The organism is Hydrogenovibrio sp. 3SP14C1 (genome assembly GCF_029625905.1).
In the GTDB taxonomy this organism is placed as follows: domain Bacteria; phylum Pseudomonadota; class Gammaproteobacteria; order Thiomicrospirales; family Thiomicrospiraceae; genus Hydrogenovibrio.
Genome location: NZ_JARTLM010000001.1, coordinates 122,286 through 146,119, shown reverse-complemented (window position 1 = coordinate 146,119; position 23,834 = coordinate 122,286). Strand labels below are relative to the sequence as shown.

Here is a 23,834-nt window from a genome sequence, read left to right as displayed (position 1 = left end):
ATGCCGTCAGTTATTGATGCGTTAAAATCTTATTTTGCTCAGGTTGACCCCCGGTCATTTAAACTGATTCCTAGCTTGTATGAAGATAGCAGTCATCATATTTTTTTGCACGAAGCGCCTCATGGAAAAGAGATTATTAAAGCGTTAAATTCGCAGTCTACGAATGGCTCTGACTTTTGGCAAGGCATGGAACGTTTTTTTGGAATTGATTTAAAACAACAGGTGTCGTCTTTTGAATCGCTTTATCCTTTAATTGCACAGTCTTCACCCCTTGATATTCCAACTTTATTGGAAACTTTGATTGTGCCATCAAAGGGTATTTGGGCGATCAAAACTGACCTTTTGTCCGGTCAAGCTGTACAGACACCGCAGGTCACTTCTCATATGGTTCGGCAGTTGGCCGAACACCTCGCAAAATTGCATCAAATTCGGTCCGATCATTTTGGTTATATTGCTAACGACCCGAAAAAACAAATGCACTGGCCGCTTTACTTAAAACAACAACTGAACCAGTGGTTAACGGATCGACCAGTATTGAGTTCTTCTGAAAAAGACGCACTTATTTCTCAAATAGATGAGCACTTTCAATCGGCTTCATTTGGCGTGATTATGCCGGATTTAAGATGGGATCAGTTTTTGCAATTGGATGGACGTTTAACCGCGTTAACTGATTTGGATGCACTGGTATTTGGTCCGGTTGAGTTAGACTGGGTATTGCTGGAGTTTTTACTGACACCAGAACAAGCTCAGGTGTTCTGCGTTGAATATGCGCGACATCACCCGATTCCTGCGATTTCTGATGTCAGAGCTGTATATAGAATGATGCTGTTTTTAATGAATGTGCTGGGCGAAAAAAACTACCAGGCCTGGCGTGATCAGCCACGGCTTTTTAACTGAAAATGTGTGTTATTTTGTCGTGTGTGGCATAGGTGTTGGTAATTCTTGACGCCAAGCTCGATAGCCTACAATGGCTAATCCGAAATACAATATGAACATCAAAATCGTAAAATAAAACCCACTTTGCCAGTACAAAATAATGGCAGCACTGTTGATCACAAGCCAATAAAGCCAGTTTTCCAATACCTTTCGAGCCATTAGGTAAGTATTCATCACGGAAAAAATCATGACACCCGCATCTAAAAAGGGTGCACGTGAATAATCACCTTGTTGCAGATAAAACCCGATTGCGATGGTTAGGGTTGCCCCGATGGCTAAAAAGCCAAGATGAAAAGCGATAGGCTTGTTGTGAACATGAATGGCTTCGCTGGACTGGGAAGGTTTTCGCCAAAGCCAGAAACCATAAATAGCCATGACCAGATAATAGGCATTGAGAATAGACTGAAGTGGGAGTTGTCCATTCCAAAAAAGCAATGTGTAGATAAACGTGCTGAAAAAAGCACAAGGCCACGCCCAAACTGATTGTTTTATCGCGAAGAGGATATATCCCATGCCGAGGAGCGTTGCAAGCGCTTCCCAGCCCGACAAGGCTAAGATAGATGCCAGGATGTCAGAAAAAAGATTAGTGGTCTCCACAGTGCTCAATATCCGCTTTTGATCGGTCCGTACCCAGTAGCTTTAAAACAAAAATGGTTTTTGGGTTTTTTTGTAACACCTGTTCAATGTCTTCAGTCAATGCGGCCATTAAGATACGATAGTCGCCAAAAATCTGTGTGCTCATGGCATTTTTTTTAATACGGATTTCATCGTGTTTTTCCAGCGACGCAATAAAGTTTAAAATCGGTTGGCAATATTGCTCCTGTAACGGGTACATACTGATTTCAATAGATGCTAGCATAGAAACTCCTTGGTTATAAACCGTTAAAAATGGCCAGGCCTGGCCATTTTTTTGAACCCCTTAAAAGTGTACTCTAACCGTTGCGCCAAATTGGCGAGGGTCGCCTAAATGGATGTACTCTTTTACACCTGCCCCGTCACCATGATCAAACTTAAAGCCTCGGGTTGCATAACGCTCATCGGTTAAGTTGTTACCCCATGCATAGACTTCCCAATCTTTTGCTTCGTACCCAATACGCGCATTAAGGATTTGGTAAGCTCCTGTTTTGCCATCATTCACATTATCAAAGTAGTAACTGTCCATGCCCCGTACTTCGGTACGAGCAAAAAAACCATTGTTTGCACGATACTGGGTGCCTAAATGGAATTGATAGTTCGGGGCATGGGCTTGATCGCGGCCAGACATTTCAAAGGCGCTGTTGACGGGGGTGCCTTCTACATCGGTAAATAGTAATCCTAACGAACCGAAAAACTGCCAAGCATAGGTCGCTTGCCAATCAAATGAGGTTTCTAGGCCATAATTCTGTGCTGCATCAAGGTTTTCTGTGTAGAAAATCCATTCTCCTCCATTGTCAGCGCTGCCAGCAAATTGAGGGTTCTGTCGGTCCATATAAAAAAACGTGGTCGCCGTTTGTAACCGGTTGTTCAGATAGTTTGATTTTAGCCCGATTTCATAATTCAACAAGGTTTCCGCATCATAAGTGACATTGGCAGAAGAACCGCTTCCGGCATTAAACCCGCCTGCTTTATAGCCTCGGGTAACACCAGCAAAGGCCATCTGGTTCGGATTATAACGATACTTATAGTGAATTGATCCACCCCAAAGGGTTTCAGTGGGTGAGAAATCATCGGTTAAAGTATTGTTATTATAATTTTTTTTGGTTTGATCAAAAGTTTGTTGATTATGCTCAATCCGTAGGCCATACGTTAGGGTTTGCTTTTGGTTTACGTGTTGGTCAAGTTGTGAATAAGCGGCCAGTTTTTGGTGGTTAAAGTCGCTGTCAATCAGTTCAGTTTTGCTGGCATAATAGGTCTGATCCCAATAGTTATCAGCATGGTTGCTTTCATTCATATTCGAGAAATATGCACCGATCAACCAATCGGTTGAATCATTAAAAATGCGCGCAGATTCTTTTGATTGGAATCGTAAGTCTTGGGATATATGGCGACGGTGTTTTTGAGTTTCATAAAACTGGCCTGTTTTTGCTACCCAGTCACCATCAAAGTTATAAAGCGCATCAGTATTCGATAGGCTAGTGGTGGAAATCAAGTTATATGCTTTGTTCCCCTCATAAGTCACTTTCATCGCAGCCGCATTGGAAAGCTGGTTATCATTTCCAGGTTGGTTAGAGCGAGTTGTGAAAGTGTTATCTCGTGACCAAGCATCATAGCCATCAATAAAGTCAGCATGTAACAAGGTTAAATCAATCGTGGTATTGTCAGTTGCAAAAACGCGTAGTTTGCCGCGTAATGTCAATTCATCCTTGGAATTGGTGTCTTTGCGATTCAATGTCGCATTTTTATAGAAGCCATCGCTTTGATGCTTGAATACAGCAATACGGTATTGGGTTGCGTCTTTTTTGTCGCTGACGGGGCCACTAGTCATTAATCCGAGCTCTTTATGGCCGTATTGTCCTAGACTGGTTTCGATTAAGCTTTCACGGTAAGGCGTTGGGTCATTGCTTTGAATGTTAACCAACCCGCCAATGGCGCTTTGTCCATAACGGGTATTTTGTGGGCCGCGTAAAATTTCGACCTGTTTTACATCAAATAAACTGCCAATGCCGCCGAGTCCGCTGAAATCAATATCGTCAATCGCGAGGCCGACACTGGCATTTGGAGCACCAGTATATTCTTCTCGTTCGCCCATGCCGCGCACCTGTATGTGTTTGATACGAGCATTCTGGTTTGATACATTGACATTTGGTGCACTCAATAGCACATCATCAGTATGGGCTGCGCCAGCATCCTGTAATTCGGCTGAGTTAATGACGGTAACGCTTACCGGCATATCTTCAGCATCAGATTGTCTCAAATCGGCTTCTACTTTGACGGGGGCCAGCACAACGGTGTCGTCTGATAAAGCATATGGACTATGGAGTAGGCTCAATAATAACGTTGGGGCGGTTAAATAAGCAAAAGGTTTAAAAAGTGTTTTTGAGTTCATGGTCAATTCCTTTTTAGTTAACCAAAAAGGACAGGGCAGGTCGGTACTTTGAAGAAGACAAAGTCGAGTTGCAGCCTGTTCCTACGCCAGTATTAACTGGATCAGGTTATAAGGGTTCCCAATTTAGGATCTCAGGCCATTACGGCCACCCCTCGGCGATATTTCAAATATTCGATAAAGAGCGGGGATTATAGAGTAAAAATGAACAATACACAAAAACAACTTTAACTAATTGAAAAAATAAAGGATTTCTTAAGGTTGCTTAGTTTGAATTTGTATTAAAATAAAACTATAAGAACTGTCGTTAATGTTGCATCTTGCATAAGAGGTAGGTTATGAACTCTGTAAGCTTTGAAGAAAAGAATAGAATGAAATTGATGTCGCATTTAAAAAAGTACAGTGCTGTTCTTTTTTTAGCAGTGTGTGGATTAAATGTTCAGGCGGATAATAGCCCTGTTGTGATGGGCTGGGTTGAAAAAGTTGCGATTCCTGAATACAACTTGACGCTAAAAGCGAAAGTGGATTCTGGGGCTGACAACTCTTCTTTACATGCGGTAGCGATTCATCGGTTTACCAAAAACGACCAGGCCTGGGTGCAATTTAGGACACAGGGCGGGGTTGCGATTCAGAGACCGGTCACCCGTATTGCTTATATCAAAACCAAAGTGAATGGTACTCAAGCCAGAGAAGTGGTTGAAATGCCGATATGTTTGGCAGGACGTTTAACGACCGTGCCGGTTAATTTGGTCGATCGAGGGCATTTTTCTTATCCGATGTTAATCGGGCGTTCCGCGATGGAAGGAACTTTTTTGATTAACCCTCATCAACAGTTTCTAACGAAACCAGAGTGCGGTTCCAAAAACAGCAAAGCTTCTTAAATAGACGGAATCCCCTCATTATCGTAAGGCAGAGTGTCTTCTCCATGAATATCCTCAGAAAAAGACTCAACACGCTCTTCCGCTAAGTCGGTACGGGCGAACTGGGCAATATGGTATAACGCATCTCCTTCATTCACTAATGGCATCACCATTTGACCAATCACAATGCCATTGGCATTGGCATAAATTTCAAATTCGGCTTCACCAAATGGATCTGATACGACACCTAACACCGTTTTATCTTTTTGGACACGATCTCCATCGTTGACTAATGACCGGAAAATACCACTGTGCGGTGCGCGAATCCAGTAACTCGAACGAGCGATCATCGGCTTGATTGGGACTTTTTTGGAACGACCTTTTGCAATCATATCTAACGATTTCATCACGTTTAAAATGCCGTTGACCCCAGCACGAATGCTGAACTCGTCAAAGCGAAGTGCTTCCCCTGCTTCGTAAAGCAGGATTGGGATGCCTTTTTTGACCGCTGAAACGCGTAGAGAGCCTGGCCGAAGAGCGGCATTCATCATTAACGGCGCACCAAATGCGGTTGCCATTTCCAGAGTTTCAGGGTTCTCCAGGTCGGCTCGGATTTGAGGTAAGTTGGTTCGGTTGATGGCACCAGTGTGCAAGTCAATACCATGAGAGCATTGCGCAACGATTTCTTTTAAAAATAAATTCGCCATTCGCCCGGCTAAAGAGCCTTTGGATGAGCCGGGAAAACTTCGGTTGAGGTCGCGACGGTCAGGGAGATAACGGTTTTGGTTAATGAATCCGTGTAAGTTAACAATCGGAACGGCAATTAACGTGCCTTTTAAGCGATTAAGGGATTTCACTTTCATCAAACGCCGAATAATCTCAACCCCATTCAGTTCATCACCATGAATCGCAGCACTGACAAACAAAGTGGGCCCTTTTTGTTTGCCATTAATCACTTGCACCGGCATATTGAGTTCGCCGTGGGTATAGAGCTTTCCGACTTGTAAGTCGACCGTTTTACGTTCACCAGGATTAATGGTTTCCGGTCCGATTTTAATCGGACGGTTTGCAATTTTTTTCATCAGATGCTTCCTAATAGCCCTTTAGAGGTTACCCTTTGCCACGCGTTTTGGTGTGAAAGGGTTTAGCATTTTTTTCAATAAAAGTAATGATTTGTCCTGCAATATCTTTTTGCGTTGCCATTTCAATTCCTTCAATACCGGGAGAAGAGTTGACCTCCATTACGACCGGGCCATGGTTGGAGCGTAACAAATCCACCCCACAGACATTGAGCCCCATTATTTTAGCCGCTCTAGCCGCCGCAGCCCGTTCTTCAGGCGTGATACGAACCAAGGAAGCTGAGCCTCCTTGGTGAAGATTTGAACGAAATTCCCCTTCTTTCGCCTGACGCTTCATGGAAGCAACTACTTTCCCCCCAATGACGAAGCAGCGCAAATCCGCACCCCGAGCTTCTTTTATAAATTCCTGTACTAGAATATTCGCTTTTAATCCATTGAATGCTTGGATAACGGATTCCGCTGCTGAGTGCGTATCTGCTAAAACCACGCCAACGCCTTGCGTGCCTTCCAGTAACTTGATGACCACAGGGGCACCACCAACAGTCTGCAACAAATCGTTAACATCATCAGGTGAATGCGCGAATCCTGTTACAGGGAGACCGACGCCTCGGCGGGACAACAGTTGTAAACTTCTGAGTTTATCTCGAGAGCGGGAAATCGCGACGGATTCATTGAGCGGGTAAACCCCCATCATTTCAAACTGTCTTAAGACCGCTGTGCCATAGAACGTAATTGAAGCACCAATTCTTGGAATAATCGCATCAAATCCATCTAAAGTTTCCCCTTTATAGTGTACTTGAGGGTGATTGGACGTAATGTTCATATAGCAACGTAATGCATCAATGACTCTGACCTCATGACCACGTTGTTTAGCCGCTTCAATTAAACGACGGGTTGAATAGAGCTTGGCATTACGGGATAGGATAGCGATTTTCATACGGATTTCTCTTTAAATTCGGCGTTTCAGTGAGGTATGCATCTTGTTGAAATTATTGAGAGAACTCAATGAGATTTAATGACACCTACCTATTACTTTAACTATAAGATATTTCTTGTCAAGGAAGTAAAAAAACACAAATTATTTGCGATGCAACCAAGCAGTATGACTTTAGTTTACAACGTAATTAGGGTATAAAGAGAGCGGCCCAGAAAAATGGCTGTTATAAAATGCTTATCATCCTTAATGGATAGGCTATTGAGAGCCAAACCGTAGGTTCCGCATGCTAAAAATGTCAGAAGTGAATCACTCACCCGAAAAAAGAGAACGTTATGACTGTGAATGAAGAAAAGCCATTTTCCTCAGAAGAAAAACTTGTCCAACTGCAAGCGTTATTAGCCCAAGAAGATCAAACAGCCGTTTGCGATTTTTTTGTCGACTTATCCGATACTGAAATCGCATTGTTACTAGAGTCTTTTCCCGCGAGCGATCGAGAAAAAATCTGGGTTTGCGTTCCTGATGACTTGAAAGGGGAGGTGCTGGCTGAGGTTGGTGATGATGTTCGAAGTGTATTAATGTCTGAAATGGCATTGTCTGATGTCTCGGAGTTGACAAAAGACCTTGGGGCGCAAGACATTGCCGAAATCCTGGATACGGTGAATGAATCAGTCAAAGAGGCGGTGATTGATAAGCTGGATGACAGCACGCGTGAACAAGTTCAAGCCTTGCATGCTTATGATGACAATATGGTGGGTCGTTATATGGATCCGAATACGGTGAATATCAAACAAGATGTCACCTTGGAAACGGTTCAGCGTTATATCCGAATTAAGGGGTTATTGGACGAAACAACTCAGGAATTTATGGTCACTGATAAAGACAACCGGTTAGTGGGGTCTTTAGGGCTGGTTGATTTGGTTAAACAAAACCAAGAAGCACAAGTATCTGAGTTCATGCATCAATCGGTGTCATTGCTGGATGAGATGAATGTTCATGATGCGGCGGTGATTTTACGCTCTAAAGAACTCCGTTTTGCGCCGGTTGTGAATCAGGAGGGGATTCTGGTCGGGCAATTGAACATCGATCACATCATGGAAATTACCCGTGAGGATGCTGATACCACCTTATTAAGTATGGCAAGAGTGAGCGATGATGAAGAATTATTTGCTCCTATTCTTTCCAGTGCCAAAAGTCGAGGAATTTGGTTGGGCATTAATCTGGCAACGGCTTTTTTAGCGTCCTACGTGATCGGGCAATTTGAAGCGGTGTTATCGCAAGTGGTGGCGTTGGCTGTTCTGATGCCGGTGGTGGCCAGTATGGGCGGTATTGCCGGAAGTCAGACCCTGACAGTGATTATTCGTGGTTTGGCAATGGGTCAAGTGGGGGGAAGTAACCGATGGTGGTTGTTTAATAAAGAATTGTGGGTAGGCGCTTTAAACGGCTTGGTTTGGGCGTTTGTGGTTGGTGGCGTGGCTCAGCTGTGGTTTGAAAACTGGATGATGAGCCTGGTGATTACATTGGCCATTGTCATTAATATGACCGTCGCCAATGTGTCCGGTATTGCCATCCCGTTATTGTTACGCCGAATGAAAATTGATCCAGCTTTATCTGGCGCAGTCATTTTAACGACGGTCACCGATGTGGTCGGGTTTATGTCTTTCCTAGGGCTTGCGACACTATTGATTTTAACTTAGAGACAGTCGCGTAAAGCCTGTTTTGCCTGCTCAATCGATGAATTGATAGAGGCTTCATCTCCAGCCATGCCTGGCGCCTCGACAAGAGTGACGTCTTCAATTCCGATAAAGCCCAATGCGGTCTTTAAATAAGGCGTGACAAAGTTCAGTGAATCTAAAGGGGGCTGTGAATAATCGCCACCGGATGCCGCCATAACAATGGCTTTTTTCCCTTCTAATAACCCTTTGGGACCTTTATCCGTGTAAACAAAGGTTTCCCCGACGCGTAAACTGTGGTCTAAATAGGCTTTCAACGTGGATGGAATGCCAAAATTATACATAGGCGTGCTGATAAGAATGACATCGGCTTGTTTCAGTTGTTCGATATAGTCAGTGGATAAGGCCAATTGCTGCGTTTGTTCTTGAGAACGTTCTTCAACCGGTGTAAACATGGCGCCAATCGTCGCTTCGGATAAGTGAGGCGGAGGTGTCTGACTTAAATCAAGTGTTTGAAACGTATCGGCCGGGTGTTTTTCTAACCATTGGGTTTGAAAAAAATCGGCCAATGCTTTTGAGTGAGAACCGTTTGATAACGCGCTGCTGTCAATTCGTAAAACCGTTGCCATGTAGCTTTCCTTTTGAATATCAACTAAATTATCAATAGTGTAAGGAATTTGATCTTTCTTAAAAAGAAAGGAAATGGCAAAAAACTATTGCGGTTTTAGCAACAATGATGCGGAAAATAGCAAGGCTTGCCATAGCGTGTCTAAACAAGGAGAAATCACGCTATGGCCAGAAGCGGCTTTTACTTTAAAGCGGAAAGAATGGATTTCTCAACAGTGTCGATGGGTTGAGTGCCATCTACTTGAATATATTTTAATTGGTCATTTTTCTCAGCTTCTACTTTGTAATAACCGATTAATGGAGCCGTCTGCTCGTGGTAGACTTTTAAACGGTCTAAAACCACTTCCGCTTTGTCATCTTCTCGTTGAATCAGGTCATCCCCGGTTTCGTTGTCTTTATTTTCAACTTTTGGCGGGTTGTAAGTGATGTGATACGTGCGACCTGATGCAGGGTGGACACGACGACCGGCCATACGGTTAACGATTTCAGAATCAGGTACGTCAATTTCAATGACGGCATCAATTTCAACGCCAGCGCCTTTTAATGCATCCGCTTGAGGTACCGTTCTTGGAAAACCATCTAACAAGAATCCATTAGCACAGTCCGGTTCGGCAATACGGTCTTTAACTAGGCCGATAATGATTTCATCCGTCACCAGTTTGCCAGCATCCATAAACTCTTTGGCCATTTTTCCCATTGGGGTTTGAGCTTTGATTGCTGCACGCAGCATATCACCGGTAGAGATTTGAGGGATGTTGAACTCTTTGGTTAAAAATTGTGCTTGCGTTCCTTTGCCGGCCCCGGGGGCGCCTAACAGAATAAATTTCATAGTCAGTTCTCGCTAAGTTCTTGTTTTAAATTAAATCAGACGAATCATAAAAATTTTGGCGCTATTCTATCAAACTGAATCCAAAAGCGTTTGAATCATTCGTTCAGACTGGTGGGCATAATGGCCGCCAAACAAATTAAAGTGATTGAGTACATGGTACAGATTGTAGAGGCTTTTACGGTTAGCATAACCCATATCCAGCGGAAAGACCGAGTGATACCCCTCATAAAATTTTGGGCTAAAGCCACCAAACAATTCTGTCATGGCAAGATCCGCTTCTCGGTCCCCATAATAGCTGGCGGGGTCATAAAATACCGCTTCTCCCGTTTGAATAAAACCACTGTTTCCGCCCCAAAGGTCACCATGCAATGGGGAGGCTTCTGGCTGATAGGTCTGAAAAAAATCAGGTAGTTTTTCAATCAGTTGCATTCCCATATCCATTAAACGATAGGGAGCCTGATTTGAAATCGCCAAATTTAATTGCGGTTGTAAACGGTTTTGACCGTAAAATCGAACCCAGTCTGATTCCCAATCATTTGGTTGCCGGGTTTGGCCAATAAAATTATCTTCAAACCAACCGAACTGTTTTGTTTTATTGACTTGGTGATGAAGTAAAGCCAGGTCTTTGCCGCGCTGAAAATCATCCCCCTGTCCAGTCAGGTCTAAATGTTCTAACAGTAACCAGGCCTGGTCATTTTCAACGCCGGTTGCAATAACTTTTGGGACGGTAATACTAAAAGTGTCTGATAGGGCTTTTAAACTGTTTGCTTCCGTTTCAAATAGCGCTGCTTTGGAGGTGTGGTTGGTTTTAAGAAAATAATTTCCTTGAGCAGTGTGCAAGCGATAGGCATTATGAATGTCGCCCCCAGAGACAGGGGCGGCGCTTTCTATTTGAAAAGGCGTTTCGGTGAGTTGTGAAATTGAGTTTGCCAGTGCATTCCAATTCATGGTCTCTCCTTTTACTGGGTGGTCTTACCCCTCGGTTTATTCAAATAGTTCTTGCGTGATTTCTTCCATGCGTTTTTCCGAGATATCCGGGATTTTGGGCGCAAAAGATTCTCGGAAAACTTCGAAGAATGCGCCGGGCGTATCTGCCGGAACTGCCTTGCCAGTTGAACGGTCGATTGGAACATTGACCAGTCCTTCCGGTAATGGAAAAGGGGCATTTGGATAGGGTTTTAATGCTTCTCGCATATAATCAATCCAAATCGGTAAGGCGGCACGCCCACCAACTTCGGAGCGCCCTAACGTTTTCGGTTTATCAAACCCGACCCAAACGGTAGTTGCAATTTCTGGGTTGAAACCAGAAAACCAAGCATCTTTTTGCTCATTGGTTGTCCCAGTTTTTCCAGCAATATCTTGTCGCCCCAACACTTTTGCTTTACGCCCCGAACCATAATTGATAACGTCCTGCATCATCGAGGTCATGATGTAAGCATTCTGAGGCGTAATCACGCGTGGAGCATTCAGCGGATCCCCTTCATAGCATTGCGATATACATGCTTTGATAGGCTGCGCTTTATATAGTGCTTCACCATTAAAGTCCAAAACCGAATCAATCAGATAAGGTTCAATACGATAACCGGTATTCGCAAAAGTAGCGTAACCTCGTACAACTTGAATCGGGGTCAATGGAACTGACCCTAATGCTAACGAAAGGTCACGGTGTGCATTGAGTTGGTCTTTAGGAAAGCCGAAGCGTTTCATATAATTGACCGCATAACGAATACCGATTTGGCGCAATAATCGAATCGAGACCAGGTTTCGCGAATGTGCTAAAGCTTGGCGCAAACGAGTTGGGCCATAGAAGCGCCCAGAGTAGTTTTCTGGGCGCCAAGTATCTTCCAACGCGCTGTCATGAAAGACCACTGGTGCATCATTGATGATGCTGGCAGCAGTTAAGCCTGTTTCCAAGGCACTCGAGTATAAGAAAGGTTTGATGTTAGACCCCACCTGGCGCTGTGCTTGCAGTACGCGGTTAAATTTACTTCTAAAGTAATCAAACCCGCCAACCAGTGCGATGATTTTGCCATCTTTAGGGTCAATAGACACCAAAGCGGATTCGGTTTGTGGATCTTGTGCTAACTGCCGATGATCCTCTTTGTTTTGTAAAAAAATCACATCGCCAGCGGTCAGGACATCCAGAGCGCTTTCAGGGTCAGGGCCGGTTTTATTTTCATCAATATAAGGTGCTGCCCAGCGCATGTCTTCGAAAGTGAGGCTGACTTGTTCATTGTTTGCCATCAAGACGGTGGCATCTGCTTCCGTGACGTTGGTGACTACGCCAACTTCAAGGAAGCCATATTTTGGAATGTCATCTAAGGTTTCCAATAATTTTTCGTTATCGGTCAGTAAGGTTGGAGCCAGGTGTTTGATCGGACCTCTATAACCATGACGCCTTTCATAGTCTTGCAACCCTTTTCTAACTGCCAGGTTGGCGACCGATTGAAGGTGGCTGTCAAGGGTGGTGACAATCGTCAATCCATTTTTTAAAGCATCTTCCCCAAAGTGTTCAACCGCAAAGCTTCGCGCCATTTCAGCGACATAGCCAGCTTCGATATCAATTTGAGCGCCAGTTAATTTGGCATGAACTGGGACATTCTGCGCCTGATTCATCTCTTCTTGAGTGATGTAGTGGTTCTCATGCATTCGACGTAATACATAGTTACGACGTAATTTTGCGCGTTCCGGATTGTAGATCGGGTTGTATCGTGAAGGCGCTTTAGGCAACCCGGCAATCATGGCAAATTCGTCTAAAGAAAGTTGGTTAATCGACTTGCCATAGTAGGTTTGAGCCGCTGCCGCCACACCATAAGAACGGTAGCCTAAAAAGATTTTGTTTAGGTACAGTGCTAAGATTTCCTGTTTACTGATTTGGTGTTCAATTTTATAGGAAAGAACAATCTCGTTCACTTTACGCAAATAGGTTTTTTTCTTGGTCAAAAAGAAGTTTCGCGCCACCTGCATGGTGATGGTCGACCCCCCTGACTTTTTGCTTCCGGTGGTGATCAGTTCATAAACGGCTCGAGCCAACCCTTTGTAGTCCACGCCGCCATGTTCAAAAAAGCTTTCATCTTCCGAAGAAATAATGGCTTGCGTCATTCTTTCTGGAATCTCGGAATAATCTAACGGGATACGTTTTTTGGTACCGATTTCGGTAATAAGTTGATTATCCCGGGTGACGATTTTCAGAGGAACCTGGTATGTGACATCTTTTAATGCCGAGGCATCCGGCAGGGTCGGGTATATGGTGATTACATAGACCGCAACCACCACTGCAGGCACAACGATAAATCCGAGTAGGCTTGAAAACCAGAAAAAACGTTTAAATTTACCGCGTTTTTTCTTAGGAGGGGTTTCGTTATCTTCTGGCGCTTGAGGATTTGAGTCAGTGGTCATGGTTACGTTTTTTACCGTTTCAGGATGTAAGGAATCTTTGTTATATCAATATCTAAGCTTAGTTTTAAACCAAGAGTTGATTATCGCATCTCTTTTGAAAATCAAAAAAGCTTTTTTTAGCTAAATTAGGAAAGGATTATACGAGAAAACCGTTAAAGACTAAAGAGATAGCTGGAATTGAAAGCAAAAACCCGGCATAGGCCGGGTTTTTAAGCACGTATTTTCAACGAAAGATTACTTTGAATAACGCTTTGTTTTGATGTCACTGTAAATCATATACAGATGACCCAATACGATAACAGCGATTGCTGCGATGACACCAAACATGCCGATACCAACTTGTAGAGATTCTGGAAGATAACCTGCCCAGATTCCTAATATCACTGCCAGTGGGATAACAACCGTCACCACAAGCACACCAAGCATTTTCATAAAATTGTTCATTTTTTTTTCCTCAGATAAGTTGTGATTCCTTACAACATTTCGAACTATACTGCGCTTATAGTCAAATTTCAAATAAAAATCTTGATTGAGGTCAAGAAAGAATCTTTATGAGCTGAAAAACTATCAGGCAGCGGTTGTGAGAAGTTTTGGCATCTCTAATAAGGAATGTTTAACGACACTCTCTTTGATTTATTATTCAATATTTTGAATTTGCTCACGGATTTGTTCAATCAGTACCTTTAATTCTACACTGATTTGAGCGGTGCGGCTATCGATGGATTTGGATCCAAGCGTATTGGCTTCACGATTCAATTCTTGCATTAAAAAGTCTAGACGACGCCCCACAACTCCTGTCGTTTGTACCAATCTTTCCACTTCATCTAAATGCGTGTTGAGCCGATCCAGCTCTTCAGCTACATCCATCTTTTGCGCTTGAATTGCGATTTCTTGATGATAGCGGACTTCATCTAACGAATCGGTTAAATCGATGATACGGTGTTTCAATTGTTCAGCGAAATGTGCTTGTATTTCTGGCAATAATGTCTGTGCTTGTGTGACCAACGCTCTCATGGCTTGGCTTTTTTCGATAATGATTCTTTGAAGAGACGCGCCTTCACGCGAACGGGTTTGGTTAAACTCGTTTAACCCCGTTTGCAGCGAATTTATGATGTCGCTGTTGAGGGTTTCATTGGTTTCAGTATTTTGGTTTTGCAGCAGGCCTGGCCATTTTAGCAAGTCGACAGGATTAACTTGGGTGGCTTCTGGCAGTGCCATTTGGACAGTCTGAATGGCTTGAGTCAGGTCTTTTAGCAGGGCTTCATTCAAGCAGAACTCTGCATCGGATTGTGTGATGGATAATCGAAGAGTCGCTTCAACCTTGCCACGCGAAATCTGTTTTTTGAGGTGTTCGCGAATCGCCATCTCCAGCGGCTTAATACTGTCTGGAATTCTTAAATGAATTTCCAGATAGCGTTGATTGACCGCACGCAATTCCCAAGTAAGTGATCCCCAATCAAAAGAGTGTTTGGATAATGCAAAGGCAGTCATACTTTTCATGGTAATTCCTTACTGAATATGTGAGGGCTTTTCGTTAAGCTAGCGAGATGCTTTCGGTATAATGCCTGTATTCTAAATGCTTATCACTTTTTTTGCACGGAACGACTTGTATTCATGAGTAAGGAGCAAAAAAACGCGCAAAAACAAATGGAGTCTTTATTATGAAAACAATCGTTCTGGCCACGGGAAATGCCGGAAAGCTTGCTGAAATGCGCGAGATTTTGGCGCCCTTAGCATTATCCGTTCAGCCTCAATCAGGCTATTTCACCGAAGAAGCCGTTGAGGATGGCTTAAGCTTTATTGAAAATGCCTTAATCAAAGCACGGTTTGCTAGTGAGAAAACGGGATTGCCGTCGATTGCGGACGATTCAGGATTGGAAGTCGATTTTTTGCAGGGGCGTCCTGGTATTTATTCAGCGCGGTATTCCGAGGGGTATCAAGGCCAAGCGGCTTCAGATTCGCTGAATAATCAAAAATTAGTGGATGAATTGGATGGGGTGCCGACTGAAAACCGCCAGGCCTGCTATTACTGCGCCATGGTATATGTTCGTCATTCAGAGGATCCGACGCCGTTGATTGGACTGGGACAATGGTGTGGAACTGTCTTAGAAGCGCCGAGTGGAACGGGTGGGTTTGGCTATGATCCGTTGATTTGGATGGCAGATGAAGGGTGTTCTGTGGCGGAACTTCCCAAAACGGTCAAAAACAAAATCAGTCATCGCGCGAAAGCACTACAGGCACTTGTCGCACAACTGAAATAAATTATCGAAGCAATTAGTTGAAAGCGTCTGGCGCAAGTCCCGCTTCGACGAAACTGGCTTTCGCAGATTCTACCATCGGCCATGGACCACATAGGTAGACTCGAGCTTGGCTTAAATCCGAGTGATCTTGCAGAACTTTATGATGAATGCCGCGTTGATCTGGGTGTTCAGCAAAGTCTCCCGAGACACTCGAAATATAGCGAATATTTGGGTGTGATTCTGCCAATTTTTGCATGTCCTGATTCAAATATAAATCCTCATCACTTCTTGCACCCCAGTAAAATTCAATCGACAAAGCATCTGCTTCTTTTTGTTGGAGCAACTCATCCAACAACGCTTTCATTGGTGCAAAGCCTGTTCCGCCGGCCACTAAAATAATAGTGTGCTTTTTCAGTGTTTCAATCGGATCCAGTTCATATTGATTATTTGGTCCGTCAATGTAAACGTTCGTGCCTGGTTGAAGCGCAAACAAGTCCTGCATCCATTGAGAATTGTCTTGGTTACGAATGTGGAGTTCAATCAATCCGTCCGTTCGACTGGAAGAGGCAATGGAGAAGGGTTTGAGGTCAGTTGGTACCAGCCCGAGCATGACGTATTGTCCGCCGTGGTAGATAAATTCCTTAGACGGTCGCAATAATAATAACAGGGTGTTTTCTGTTAATTTTTCCGTTTGCTCAACGGTCATTGGTTGCAACGCAGTTTGAAACATGTTGATTCCTAAGCTGTTTTCAGCGACGGGGGTTAAAATTTAAATTCGGTCCAGACCGGTGCGTGGTCAGATGGTTTTTCCATTCCACGGATATCGTAAGCAACACCACTGTCGACAGCCTTTTCGGTTAAACACGGGGTCGCCAGTACGGTATCAATTCTGAGTCCGCGCTTCGGTTCGGCATCAAAGCCTTTAGAGCGGTAATCAAACCAGCTGAAAATACGGTCTTCTTCCGGGTGAATTTTTCGATACGTGTCCTGCAGCCCCCAGTCAAGCAGTGTGGCCCACCATTCACGCTCTTCTGGCAAGAAGCTGGTTTTACCCTCTCTTAACCAACGTTTACGGTTGGGTTCGCCAATGCCGATGTCTTTATCTTGGGGGGAAATATTAAAATCCCCGATGACCACCAAGTTTTGTTCAGGAGAACAGTCTTCTTTTAAGTAGGTCATCAAGTCTTGATAAAAGGCTTCTTTTGCCGGGAATTTAATCGGATGGCTACGGTTTTCCCCTTGTGGGAAATACCCATTCACTACGCGCACTTCATTGCCATCTGAATCTTCGAAGTCGGCCATAATCATCCGCTTTTGCGCCTCTTCGCCATCGTGCGGCCAACCATACTGGCTTGCTTTCAAAGTGAGTGTTTTTTTATACAGAATGGCGACGCCATAATGGGTTTTTTGACCCATATAAATTGCATGATAGCCCATGGCTTCGATGTCTGCTAACGGGAATTCATGGTCTTGAACTTTGGTTTCTTGCAAGCCGATGATGTCGGGTGCATACGAATCAGTCAGCGCTTGCAATTGATGTATTCGCATCCGCACGCTGTTGACGTTAAAAGAGACAATTTTCATAAGGGATTGAGTTGTAATAATAAATAAAATTAATAAAGATAAAAGTATAACAGACTTAAAGAAAAACACCCAGGCCAGGGTGTTTTTTAGCCGTTTCTATGTTCTTTATGCTGAACCGGGTGGAATTTGCTAAAATACCTTTTTTTATTTAATAGCTTAGCGCTGATTTGAGAATTTATTATGAATCGTGTTTTTCGTTTAATCATTTCTTGCCCGGATCAAGTGGGGATTGTTGCCAAAGTCGCTGGATTCATCGCTTCGGAAGGCGGGTCGATTATTGAGGCCAATCATCATACCGATGTTTTGAATAAGTGGTTTTTTATGCGCCATGAAATTTTAGCATCCTCTTTAAATAATGATCTGGAAGGCTTTAAAACGAAATTTGCGGCGATTGCTGAAGAGTTTGAGATGGATTGGCAAGTCACTGATTCTGATCAACCGAAAAAAATCGCATTGTTCGCCTCAAAAGAATCGCATTGTTTAGCCGATTTGTTGTATCGCTGGCATGAAGATGATTTGCCGGGAGAAGTGGCTTGCGTCATTGCAAATCATGATGATTTACGTCGAATGGTTGAATGGTATGACATTCCATTCCACCATGTTCCGGTGACGCCAGAGACCAAGCCCGAAGCGTTTGCGAAATCCCAAGAATTGGTGGCGCAATACGATGTCGATGTCATTGTGTTGGCGCGTTATATGCAAATTCTGCCACCACAAATGTGCCAGGATTATTCGGGTCGGGTGATTAATATCCACCACAGTTTCCTACCGTCTTTTGTCGGGGCTAAGCCGTATCACCAAGCTTATGAGCGTGGTGTTAAATTGATTGGTGCTACCTGTCATTATGTAACGGAAGAATTGGATGCCGGGCCAATTATTGAGCAGGATGTGATTCGAGTCAGTCATTCGCACAGCATTGACGATATGCGCCGTTTAGGGCGTGATGTTGAAAAAACCGTGCTGTCTCGCGGTTTACGTTATCACTTGGAAGACCGGGTGTTGATTCATGGCAACAAAACCGTAGTATTCGATAACTAATAACGTTTAATGCGCCTGAAGGACGGATTTTAACCAAGCTTTAAATTCAATTTCCAGCGCTTTACGATTCAATTTTTCCTTTAAACACACCTGTTGCCAAGGGTGTGTTTGCAATACTTTTTCAACCCAACTTTCCATTAATGGGGTTACTTTAATCTGGTCGATATGCGCTAACGTCCAGTCACGAAGTGCAAAAGCGACCGATTCATACGGTTGCTGCTGCAAATACCCTTTAGGGAAAGTGGTGTTGGGGAAGTTTCCTCCCTGCAAAATCGCAATGGCTAAAGCGGGTTCCAAGTCTTTAAAGCTATCGGTCAGATTCCAAGCAAATTGAGTTTGAAAAGTTGATAAAGTCGATTTTGTCAGGGCTTTTGCCGTGGCAGAAAACGGCTGACACATCACTAAAGAGTGCATGCCACTGGCTTTATCTCGTTTGAGGCCTAAGTGCAGGGGCTTGAAATGGTTTTTGCGCCAAAACTGGATCAGTTCCGGCGTGGCGCCATAACTGGTGGTGACACAATCGTAATCGGTTTGATTTGCTTGCAAAAAGTCACTCACCAATTGGGTGCCAATGCCTTGTTGCTGAGTGTCCAATTGCACGGCCACACGTTGAATGCGCAATGTTTTGAGAGCAAGCCAAGAGCGATCTGCTGTGTTTTTCGTTAGTAGCTGAGGACACAAATGGCCTTGTAAACGCCTATTTTCAGCCAAATCCGTTGGCAATTCCCCTTCTTCAACAGCCAATAACACGCCAATGACTTTGTTATCGGCTTGTGCAACCCAGAGTTGTTGGTTGGGCACTTCTAGGATTTGCATTAAATCATTCGGTCGTGTTTGGTAATGGGCTTGTGTTAACAGCTGAAAAATTTGTTTGAGACGCGCTTTTCCCTCTGCTGATTGTAATAGCGACAAGACAGAACATCGTTGTATTTGGCAACCACCGCTGGATGATGCATGAAGCGTCTCAATCGTTGGCGGATCGTTTTCTAATAATAAAAGCTGGTTGATTCCTTTTTCTAAAGGGTCTTGGGCATGCCAACGAATCGGAGTATTGAGTTTTAGATGTTTCCAGCCAGGATAGTGTTGACTTAAGTAGTGTGAAAGCTTGAGTTGAAAGCCTCTCCCAGACCCTTCGTAGCCTTGTTGGGTGGTGGCCAGAACGGTGCGAGAATAAAGCTTCAAAAGTTGTTTTAACATCGGTAATGGCAAATGAGCAGATTCATCGACCATCAGAATGTCGCTGGTATAATCTGAGGCAATCAAGTCATCCGGCGCTTTGAATTCAATACGGTAAAGCTGATCGTTGTGTTGAAAAACCACCAGGCCTGGGCGTTTTTCAACGCATTCGAAGCCGTTATAAGTCAAAGCATCTGTTTGTTCTTCAATGGCCTTAAATGCCATCTGGACTTGCGTCAGTCGGGCAGCTGTCAAAGTGATGCGTTTTTTTCCCGACCGTATCAGCTCAATACACGCCAACCCCAAAGCGGTGGATTTCCCCCGCCCTCGATCCGCTGTCAGTACCAATGGTCGCTTTCGGTGACCATAAGCGACATGGTGAATGGCTTCCAAGGCATCGATTTGATCAGGGGTTCTATTTCCTTGCCAGGCCGAAACTTCTTTGGCCGGCTTTAAGGTCGATAAATCTGGCAAGGGTTCATGAGGTGTACACCATAAGGCAGTTTGTTGTAATGCTTGCCAAAGATAGCGGTTAAACCCTTGTAAGCTGTCATTCGGGGTTAGGGGAAAGTTTAAGACGTGTTTTAGTAGCGGGTTCGGTAAGTCTTCAAATGTGGTCTGATCCGGCAAACAGATAATACACAGTCCACCGGCTCGAATCATACCGCTGACAATCCCAAGTGCGTCGGCTTCAATGCCTTCTTCGGCGCGAAAAATGGCGAAGTCGGTTTCCTGGCCCAGCAACAATTTGAGCTGTTTAGGGTGGGTGGCTTCGGCTTGGGAGTGTAAGGAGTGGGTACCAATAAAGATCCCTTTTGTGCCTGTCTGAATTAAAGTGTTCAACATCTGCTGCTGCCAGCTGAATTCGCCACTTAAGACCAAGCAGGCTCGATGACGATGAAACGTCAGGGTATTGTGAAGCTGTTGAGACCAGTTTTTTAAGTCAGAAGAGGTGTGAGTCATAGTCCTATTCTAGCGCAACAAGATTAACAAGAGAGGAAACCTCTTCCTAATCGGTTTCAATTTCAAACCGTATCAAGGTTTGGCTAGGACCATAGGCAATGGAAAAAGCCCCCCCAAATGGGGCGGCATTCAATGTGACCTGAATGGTTTCACCGTCAATAAAACGGCTGCTGACATCGATCGATTTGGGGATTTGTTTGCGCATCACAATGGTTGATGCCATTTTGCATTGGCTGGGTGGGAAATACAGGGTGTAGGTTTGTCCTTTTTTTATGTTAAGCGTCTGTTGTTGCCCTTTTTCAGCCGTAAAAGTGACCAGGCCTGGCTGGTTTTGAGTGGTAAATTGCCAGCGTTTCGTTTTGCGCTGTCCGTCTTCTTTATATTGAATTTCCGCTTGATAGTGGCTGTTCCAGTTCAAACGGTGTTTTGGGAAAAAAGCAATCCAGCGATCTTTTTTAGAAGACGATTTTAAATGGGCTTTTAGTGCGTTCAGTGCCGTGACCGGGTTGCTTTGATTGTCGAAAATGGTTTGGGGGACGATGGGAATCATTTCGCCATTTTTTTGCTCAAAGACTTTAAAGGTTTCATTCAAAAGTTCGATACGCCCGGCATAAATGGGGTTAATCTGTAAGTGAACCGGGTAACCTGAAACATTGCATTCCGGTAAAGGGTCGGGCGATTCTTCATAAAAAACCGGAGAAACGTCTCCACCTGGTTTCGGCCAGACAATGAGTTTGGGGTTTTGTTTGGCCACTTGGTTTAAGGCTTTATCGTAATCCCGTTTTGAAACGGGACGATTGTTTTGACATACGTCCTGGTAGTAATAGGTTCCGGGCTGAGGAGAGGGCGGTGATTGGCATAAGGCATTTAATGTTTGATTGCCCAGTAAGGCCGTTAGACTTGAGTTGACCGTTCCCTTCCCATCACCCGCGATGCCGATACCGATTTGATCTTGGGTCATGCTCAACAAAGATAGGCGATGATAAATCGCTGACATCAAATCATCAATAAAGGGGTGTGGGCGGCGATGATTGTAGGCGATGACTTCTGCAACGGGGCTTTGATAGCCGGCTGTGAAAGCGCGCGTTGTCGGCGTTTGGCCACTGAACCCGGGTAAGTTGGGACGTTCTTCATGGCTTTGAATATTGTTTAGTGAAGAATAGCTTGCATGTTGATGCGCCGCATTCGACAACGCTGTGTTGTATTGTAACGGGGTAAGCTGTACGCTTTGACGAAGGCGGTTCAGGTACAACCTAGCCTCGCGTTCTTGTGCTTTTGCCATAGACGGCGTCAAGGGCTTCGCCGTTGGTGTTTTTTGATAGGGCTTTTGTTGTTCTGGAATGCTTGATAGATCGCTTGGCGGGGTCATTATTTTTTCTAGTCCGCCGTTAAAAAACCAGATCAAAAACAGTCCGAGCATAAAGTAAAGCAGTAATCGAATCAGCATAAATATCCTTTAAGTCAACCATTCCGTAAGAGGTTTCGGGCGGCCTAAGAAATAGCCTTGGCCATAGGTAATTCCAATCTCGGTTAAAACGTCCACATCCTGTTGAGTTTCAACATATTCTGCGACGGTTTCTTGGTTTCGTAAAGCACTGATTTCCTGAATATAACGAATAACAGCTTTGTCGCTCGGATCTGAATGCATATCTTTCACAAAGCTACCATCAATTTTAATCACATCAAAAGGGAGGCTTTTAAGGTATTCAAAAGAAGACATGCCAGTGCCAAAATCATCTAAGGCCAGCCCAATGCCCAAGGCTTGACAATATTGAATAAACGGCATGGCCTGATTGAAGTTGCCCACTGCCGAAGTTTCCGTAATTTCCAGCTCCAATTTACGCCATGGAAAATTAGGGTGCTCGCTGACGAGTTGTTTTAAGCGCGCCTGAAAATCAGCGTTGTTTAAGCTTGATCCCGCTAAGTTGATGTGGACTTTATGCAATTTTGTTAAATGAGTGGGTAACGATTGCACCCTATTTAAGTACTGGGTGAGCACAAAACCATCGATATCGGCCATCATTTGGTATCGTTCAGCAGTGGGTAGAAATGCATCCGGTGCAATCAGGTTATCATTCATATCTCGTAAACGGATTAGGATTTCATAACTGACCTCATCTCGGTTGTTATGTTGTAACGGGGTAATGCCTTGCGCAAACAGTTCGAAATAAGCGGTGTTTTTAAGGGGGTTGGATGTAGACTCTTGCGCCAAAGCTTCTTTAATGTAGCTGGCGATTTGTACTTCGTGTTTATGATATTGCGACTCTTCATCTTCCGAGTGGAAAATGTGGAGCTTATTGCGTCCAGCCGATTTGGCGGAATAAAACGCGGAGTCCGCTGCTTTAACGAGTTCTTCCAAAGTATATTCATAAGGCCTGAAAGCCACCATGCCGATGGAAGCGGATACCGAATAGGCTTGGCCTTCCCAGCTGAACCGAAAGTCGGACAAGTGTTCCAGTAACATTTCAGCAATGGCCTTGCCAACTTTTTCAGAATGATTGGGCAGCAAGATATAAAAGTCGTCCCCGCCAATACGAGCCATGGAAACATTGTCAGATAAAATCTCCTGACAGCTGTGTGCCACCATTTTCAGTAGTTCATCTCCTGCACTATGCCCAGCGGAATCATTGATCAGTTTGAACTGATCCAAATCGATGTTCAGCAGCACATGATGTTGGGCGGTTTCATCTTGCAGGGCTTTTTGAATCAGTAGCTCAATGTAATAACGGTTGTAAAGACCGGTTAAATCATCATGTTCGGAAAGATACCGCATTTGTTCTGTGGTGGTTTCCACTTTATGGATCATTTCGTTATAGCCATTGAAGAGTGCTCCAATTTCATTTTTAGCATCGGTATGCACAGGAGAGAATCGATTTAGGCTGACGTCATTATGTTTCATCGCCTCGACTAATTGGGTGAAGGGCTGGTTGTAGCTGCGACTGATCCACCAAGTAAAAAGTAAAGCCAATAATAATTCTAAAGGTAAAGCGATGAATAAAAAAATTAAATGTTTTTGAAATTGCGTTGAGAAAGACATCATGTCGATGACATAAACAGCAGACCCATATCGGTGGCCATCTTCTATCAGAGGCTGTTTAACAAATAAATCTTCACCATGAAACTGAGGGGTTTCCGTCGTCCGATCGACCAGATGTTGATAGGTTTTGTTAGTATGTAAGTAATTAAATACCGGCTTGTTTTGGTCATCCAGCAATAAAACACGATCGATCTGTTGGAACCCGGCCAAACGAAAGCTGAGATCGGAATAGACACTGGCATCATTCGACAAAATACCTTTCAATAAATCATGGCGTAAGGCCGCATTGACTGTGGTCGACAAACTCACCGCCAGCGTTTCTCTTTGTTTCACATCTAACCAGAACGCAATACCTAACGACCCGAACGCAATCATAAAGGTCACGGCTGAAATCCAAATCATCAGTTGGACTTTGATGCTGAGTTTACGCCACATAT

At 44.1% G+C, this 23,834-nt stretch carries 21 protein-coding genes and 1 riboswitch; of the genes, 5 read left to right on the top strand and 16 right to left on the bottom strand.

Annotated features, from left to right (window positions below; genetic code table 11):
* The gene (locus P8629_RS00640) at positions 1–897 is read left to right on the top strand and encodes a phosphotransferase (protein WP_278163501.1); all 897 of its coding nucleotides are present in this window, start codon (positions 1–3) and stop codon (positions 895–897) included.
* A 9-nt stretch (positions 898–906) separates the two neighbouring features.
* Here the strand turns inward: P8629_RS00640 and pnuC are convergent, their stop codons facing one another.
* The 3 genes from pnuC to P8629_RS00625 are packed head-to-tail and all read right to left on the bottom strand — an operon-like array spanning position 907 to position 3,961.
* Positions 907–1,533: a nicotinamide riboside transporter PnuC gene (gene pnuC, locus P8629_RS00635; RefSeq protein ID WP_278163499.1), complete on the bottom strand. Its 627-nt coding sequence runs from the start codon at positions 1,531–1,533 to the stop codon at positions 907–909.
* Positions 1,520–1,795 (bottom strand): hypothetical protein, encoded by a 276-nt coding sequence (locus tag P8629_RS00630; protein WP_278163497.1) that lies wholly within the window; start codon positions 1,793–1,795, stop codon positions 1,520–1,522. The genes pnuC and P8629_RS00630 overlap by 14 nt, the downstream gene beginning before the upstream one ends.
* Positions 1,796–1,855: 60 nt before the next feature.
* Complete coding sequence (locus tag P8629_RS00625; protein ID WP_278163495.1) at positions 1,856–3,961, bottom strand: TonB-dependent receptor; 2,106 nt, start codon at positions 3,959–3,961, stop codon at positions 1,856–1,858.
* A 60-nt stretch (positions 3,962–4,021) separates the two neighbouring features.
* Positions 4,022–4,124: riboswitch (TPP riboswitch) on the bottom strand.
* A gap of 172 nt (positions 4,125–4,296) precedes the next feature.
* Here P8629_RS00625 and P8629_RS00620 point away from each other — a divergent pair.
* Positions 4,297–4,839, top strand: coding sequence for an ATP-dependent zinc protease family protein (locus P8629_RS00620; protein ID WP_278163493.1), 543 nt, complete (start codon positions 4,297–4,299; stop codon positions 4,837–4,839).
* Here P8629_RS00620 and P8629_RS00615 read toward each other — a convergent pair.
* Together P8629_RS00615 and rimK are read right to left on the bottom strand one after the other, a co-directional pair.
* The gene (locus tag P8629_RS00615; protein ID WP_278163492.1) at positions 4,836–5,900 is read right to left on the bottom strand and encodes a succinylglutamate desuccinylase/aspartoacylase family protein; all 1,065 of its coding nucleotides are present in this window, start codon (positions 5,898–5,900) and stop codon (positions 4,836–4,838) included. The two genes, P8629_RS00620 and P8629_RS00615, sit on opposite strands and share 4 nt — an antisense overlap.
* 28 nt (positions 5,901–5,928) lie before the next feature.
* On the bottom strand, positions 5,929–6,834 hold the full coding sequence (rimK, locus tag P8629_RS00610) for a 30S ribosomal protein S6--L-glutamate ligase (protein ID WP_278163490.1): 906 nt from the start codon (positions 6,832–6,834) through the stop codon (positions 5,929–5,931).
* Positions 6,835–7,166: 332 nt separating this feature from the next.
* Between rimK and mgtE the strand changes: the two genes are divergently transcribed.
* A complete protein-coding gene (mgtE, locus tag P8629_RS00605) occupies positions 7,167–8,528 on the top strand; it encodes a magnesium transporter (protein WP_278163489.1) in 1,362 nt (453 codons plus the stop codon).
* Here the strand turns inward: mgtE and P8629_RS00600 are convergent.
* The 6 genes from P8629_RS00600 to P8629_RS00575 form a co-directional block, all read right to left on the bottom strand.
* Positions 8,525–9,133, bottom strand: a complete 609-nt coding sequence (locus tag P8629_RS00600) for an FMN-dependent NADH-azoreductase (RefSeq protein ID WP_278163487.1) — start codon at positions 9,131–9,133, stop codon at positions 8,525–8,527. The two genes, mgtE and P8629_RS00600, sit on opposite strands and share 4 nt — an antisense overlap.
* A 179-nt stretch (positions 9,134–9,312) precedes the next feature.
* Complete coding sequence (gene adk, locus P8629_RS00595; protein ID WP_278163486.1) at positions 9,313–9,960, bottom strand: adenylate kinase; 648 nt, start codon at positions 9,958–9,960, stop codon at positions 9,313–9,315.
* Between the two features lie 69 nt (positions 9,961–10,029).
* Positions 10,030–10,908, bottom strand: a complete 879-nt coding sequence (locus tag P8629_RS00590) for a fructosamine kinase family protein (protein ID WP_278163485.1) — start codon at positions 10,906–10,908, stop codon at positions 10,030–10,032.
* Positions 10,909–10,944: 36 nt separating this feature from the next.
* Positions 10,945–13,359, bottom strand: a complete 2,415-nt coding sequence (locus P8629_RS00585; RefSeq protein WP_278163483.1) for a penicillin-binding protein 1A — start codon at positions 13,357–13,359, stop codon at positions 10,945–10,947.
* Positions 13,360–13,593: 234 nt separating this feature from the next.
* Positions 13,594–13,803, bottom strand: coding sequence for a hypothetical protein (locus tag P8629_RS00580; protein ID WP_278163481.1), 210 nt, complete (start codon positions 13,801–13,803; stop codon positions 13,594–13,596).
* A 192-nt stretch (positions 13,804–13,995) separates the two neighbouring features.
* Positions 13,996–14,859 carry a YicC/YloC family endoribonuclease gene (locus P8629_RS00575; RefSeq protein ID WP_278163480.1) on the bottom strand — a complete coding sequence of 288 codons (864 nt, stop codon included), beginning with the start codon at positions 14,857–14,859 and terminating at the stop codon, positions 13,996–13,998.
* A gap of 161 nt (positions 14,860–15,020) precedes the next feature.
* Between P8629_RS00575 and rdgB the strand changes: the two genes are divergently transcribed.
* Positions 15,021–15,620, top strand: coding sequence for an RdgB/HAM1 family non-canonical purine NTP pyrophosphatase (rdgB, locus tag P8629_RS00570; protein WP_278163479.1), 600 nt, complete (start codon positions 15,021–15,023; stop codon positions 15,618–15,620).
* Between the two features lie 13 nt (positions 15,621–15,633).
* Here rdgB and P8629_RS00565 read toward each other — a convergent pair whose 3' ends face one another.
* A complete protein-coding gene (locus tag P8629_RS00565) occupies positions 15,634–16,329 on the bottom strand; it encodes an FAD-binding oxidoreductase (protein ID WP_278163477.1) in 696 nt (231 codons plus the stop codon).
* Between the two features lie 32 nt (positions 16,330–16,361).
* On the bottom strand, positions 16,362–17,183 hold the full coding sequence (gene xthA / locus P8629_RS00560) for an exodeoxyribonuclease III (RefSeq protein WP_278163475.1): 822 nt from the start codon (positions 17,181–17,183) through the stop codon (positions 16,362–16,364).
* A gap of 180 nt (positions 17,184–17,363) precedes the next feature.
* On the opposite strand from xthA, the gene purU reads away from it, so the two are divergent.
* Positions 17,364–18,221, top strand: a complete 858-nt coding sequence (gene purU, locus P8629_RS00555; RefSeq protein ID WP_278163474.1) for a formyltetrahydrofolate deformylase — start codon at positions 17,364–17,366, stop codon at positions 18,219–18,221.
* 6 nt (positions 18,222–18,227) lie between these two features.
* Here purU and P8629_RS00550 read toward each other — a convergent pair whose 3' ends face one another.
* Genes P8629_RS00550 through P8629_RS00540 form a run of 3 tightly spaced genes read right to left on the bottom strand, consistent with a single transcriptional unit; the run spans position 18,228 to position 23,832 of the window.
* Complete coding sequence (locus P8629_RS00550; protein ID WP_278163473.1) at positions 18,228–20,360, bottom strand: GNAT family N-acetyltransferase; 2,133 nt, start codon at positions 20,358–20,360, stop codon at positions 18,228–18,230.
* A 46-nt stretch (positions 20,361–20,406) separates the two neighbouring features.
* On the bottom strand, positions 20,407–21,807 hold the full coding sequence (locus P8629_RS00545; protein ID WP_278163471.1) for a CAP domain-containing protein: 1,401 nt from the start codon (positions 21,805–21,807) through the stop codon (positions 20,407–20,409).
* A 9-nt stretch (positions 21,808–21,816) separates the two neighbouring features.
* Entirely contained in the window at positions 21,817–23,832 is a 2,016-nt protein-coding gene (locus tag P8629_RS00540; RefSeq protein WP_278163469.1) for an EAL domain-containing protein, read from the bottom strand.
* Between the last annotated feature and the right edge of the window lie 2 nt (positions 23,833–23,834).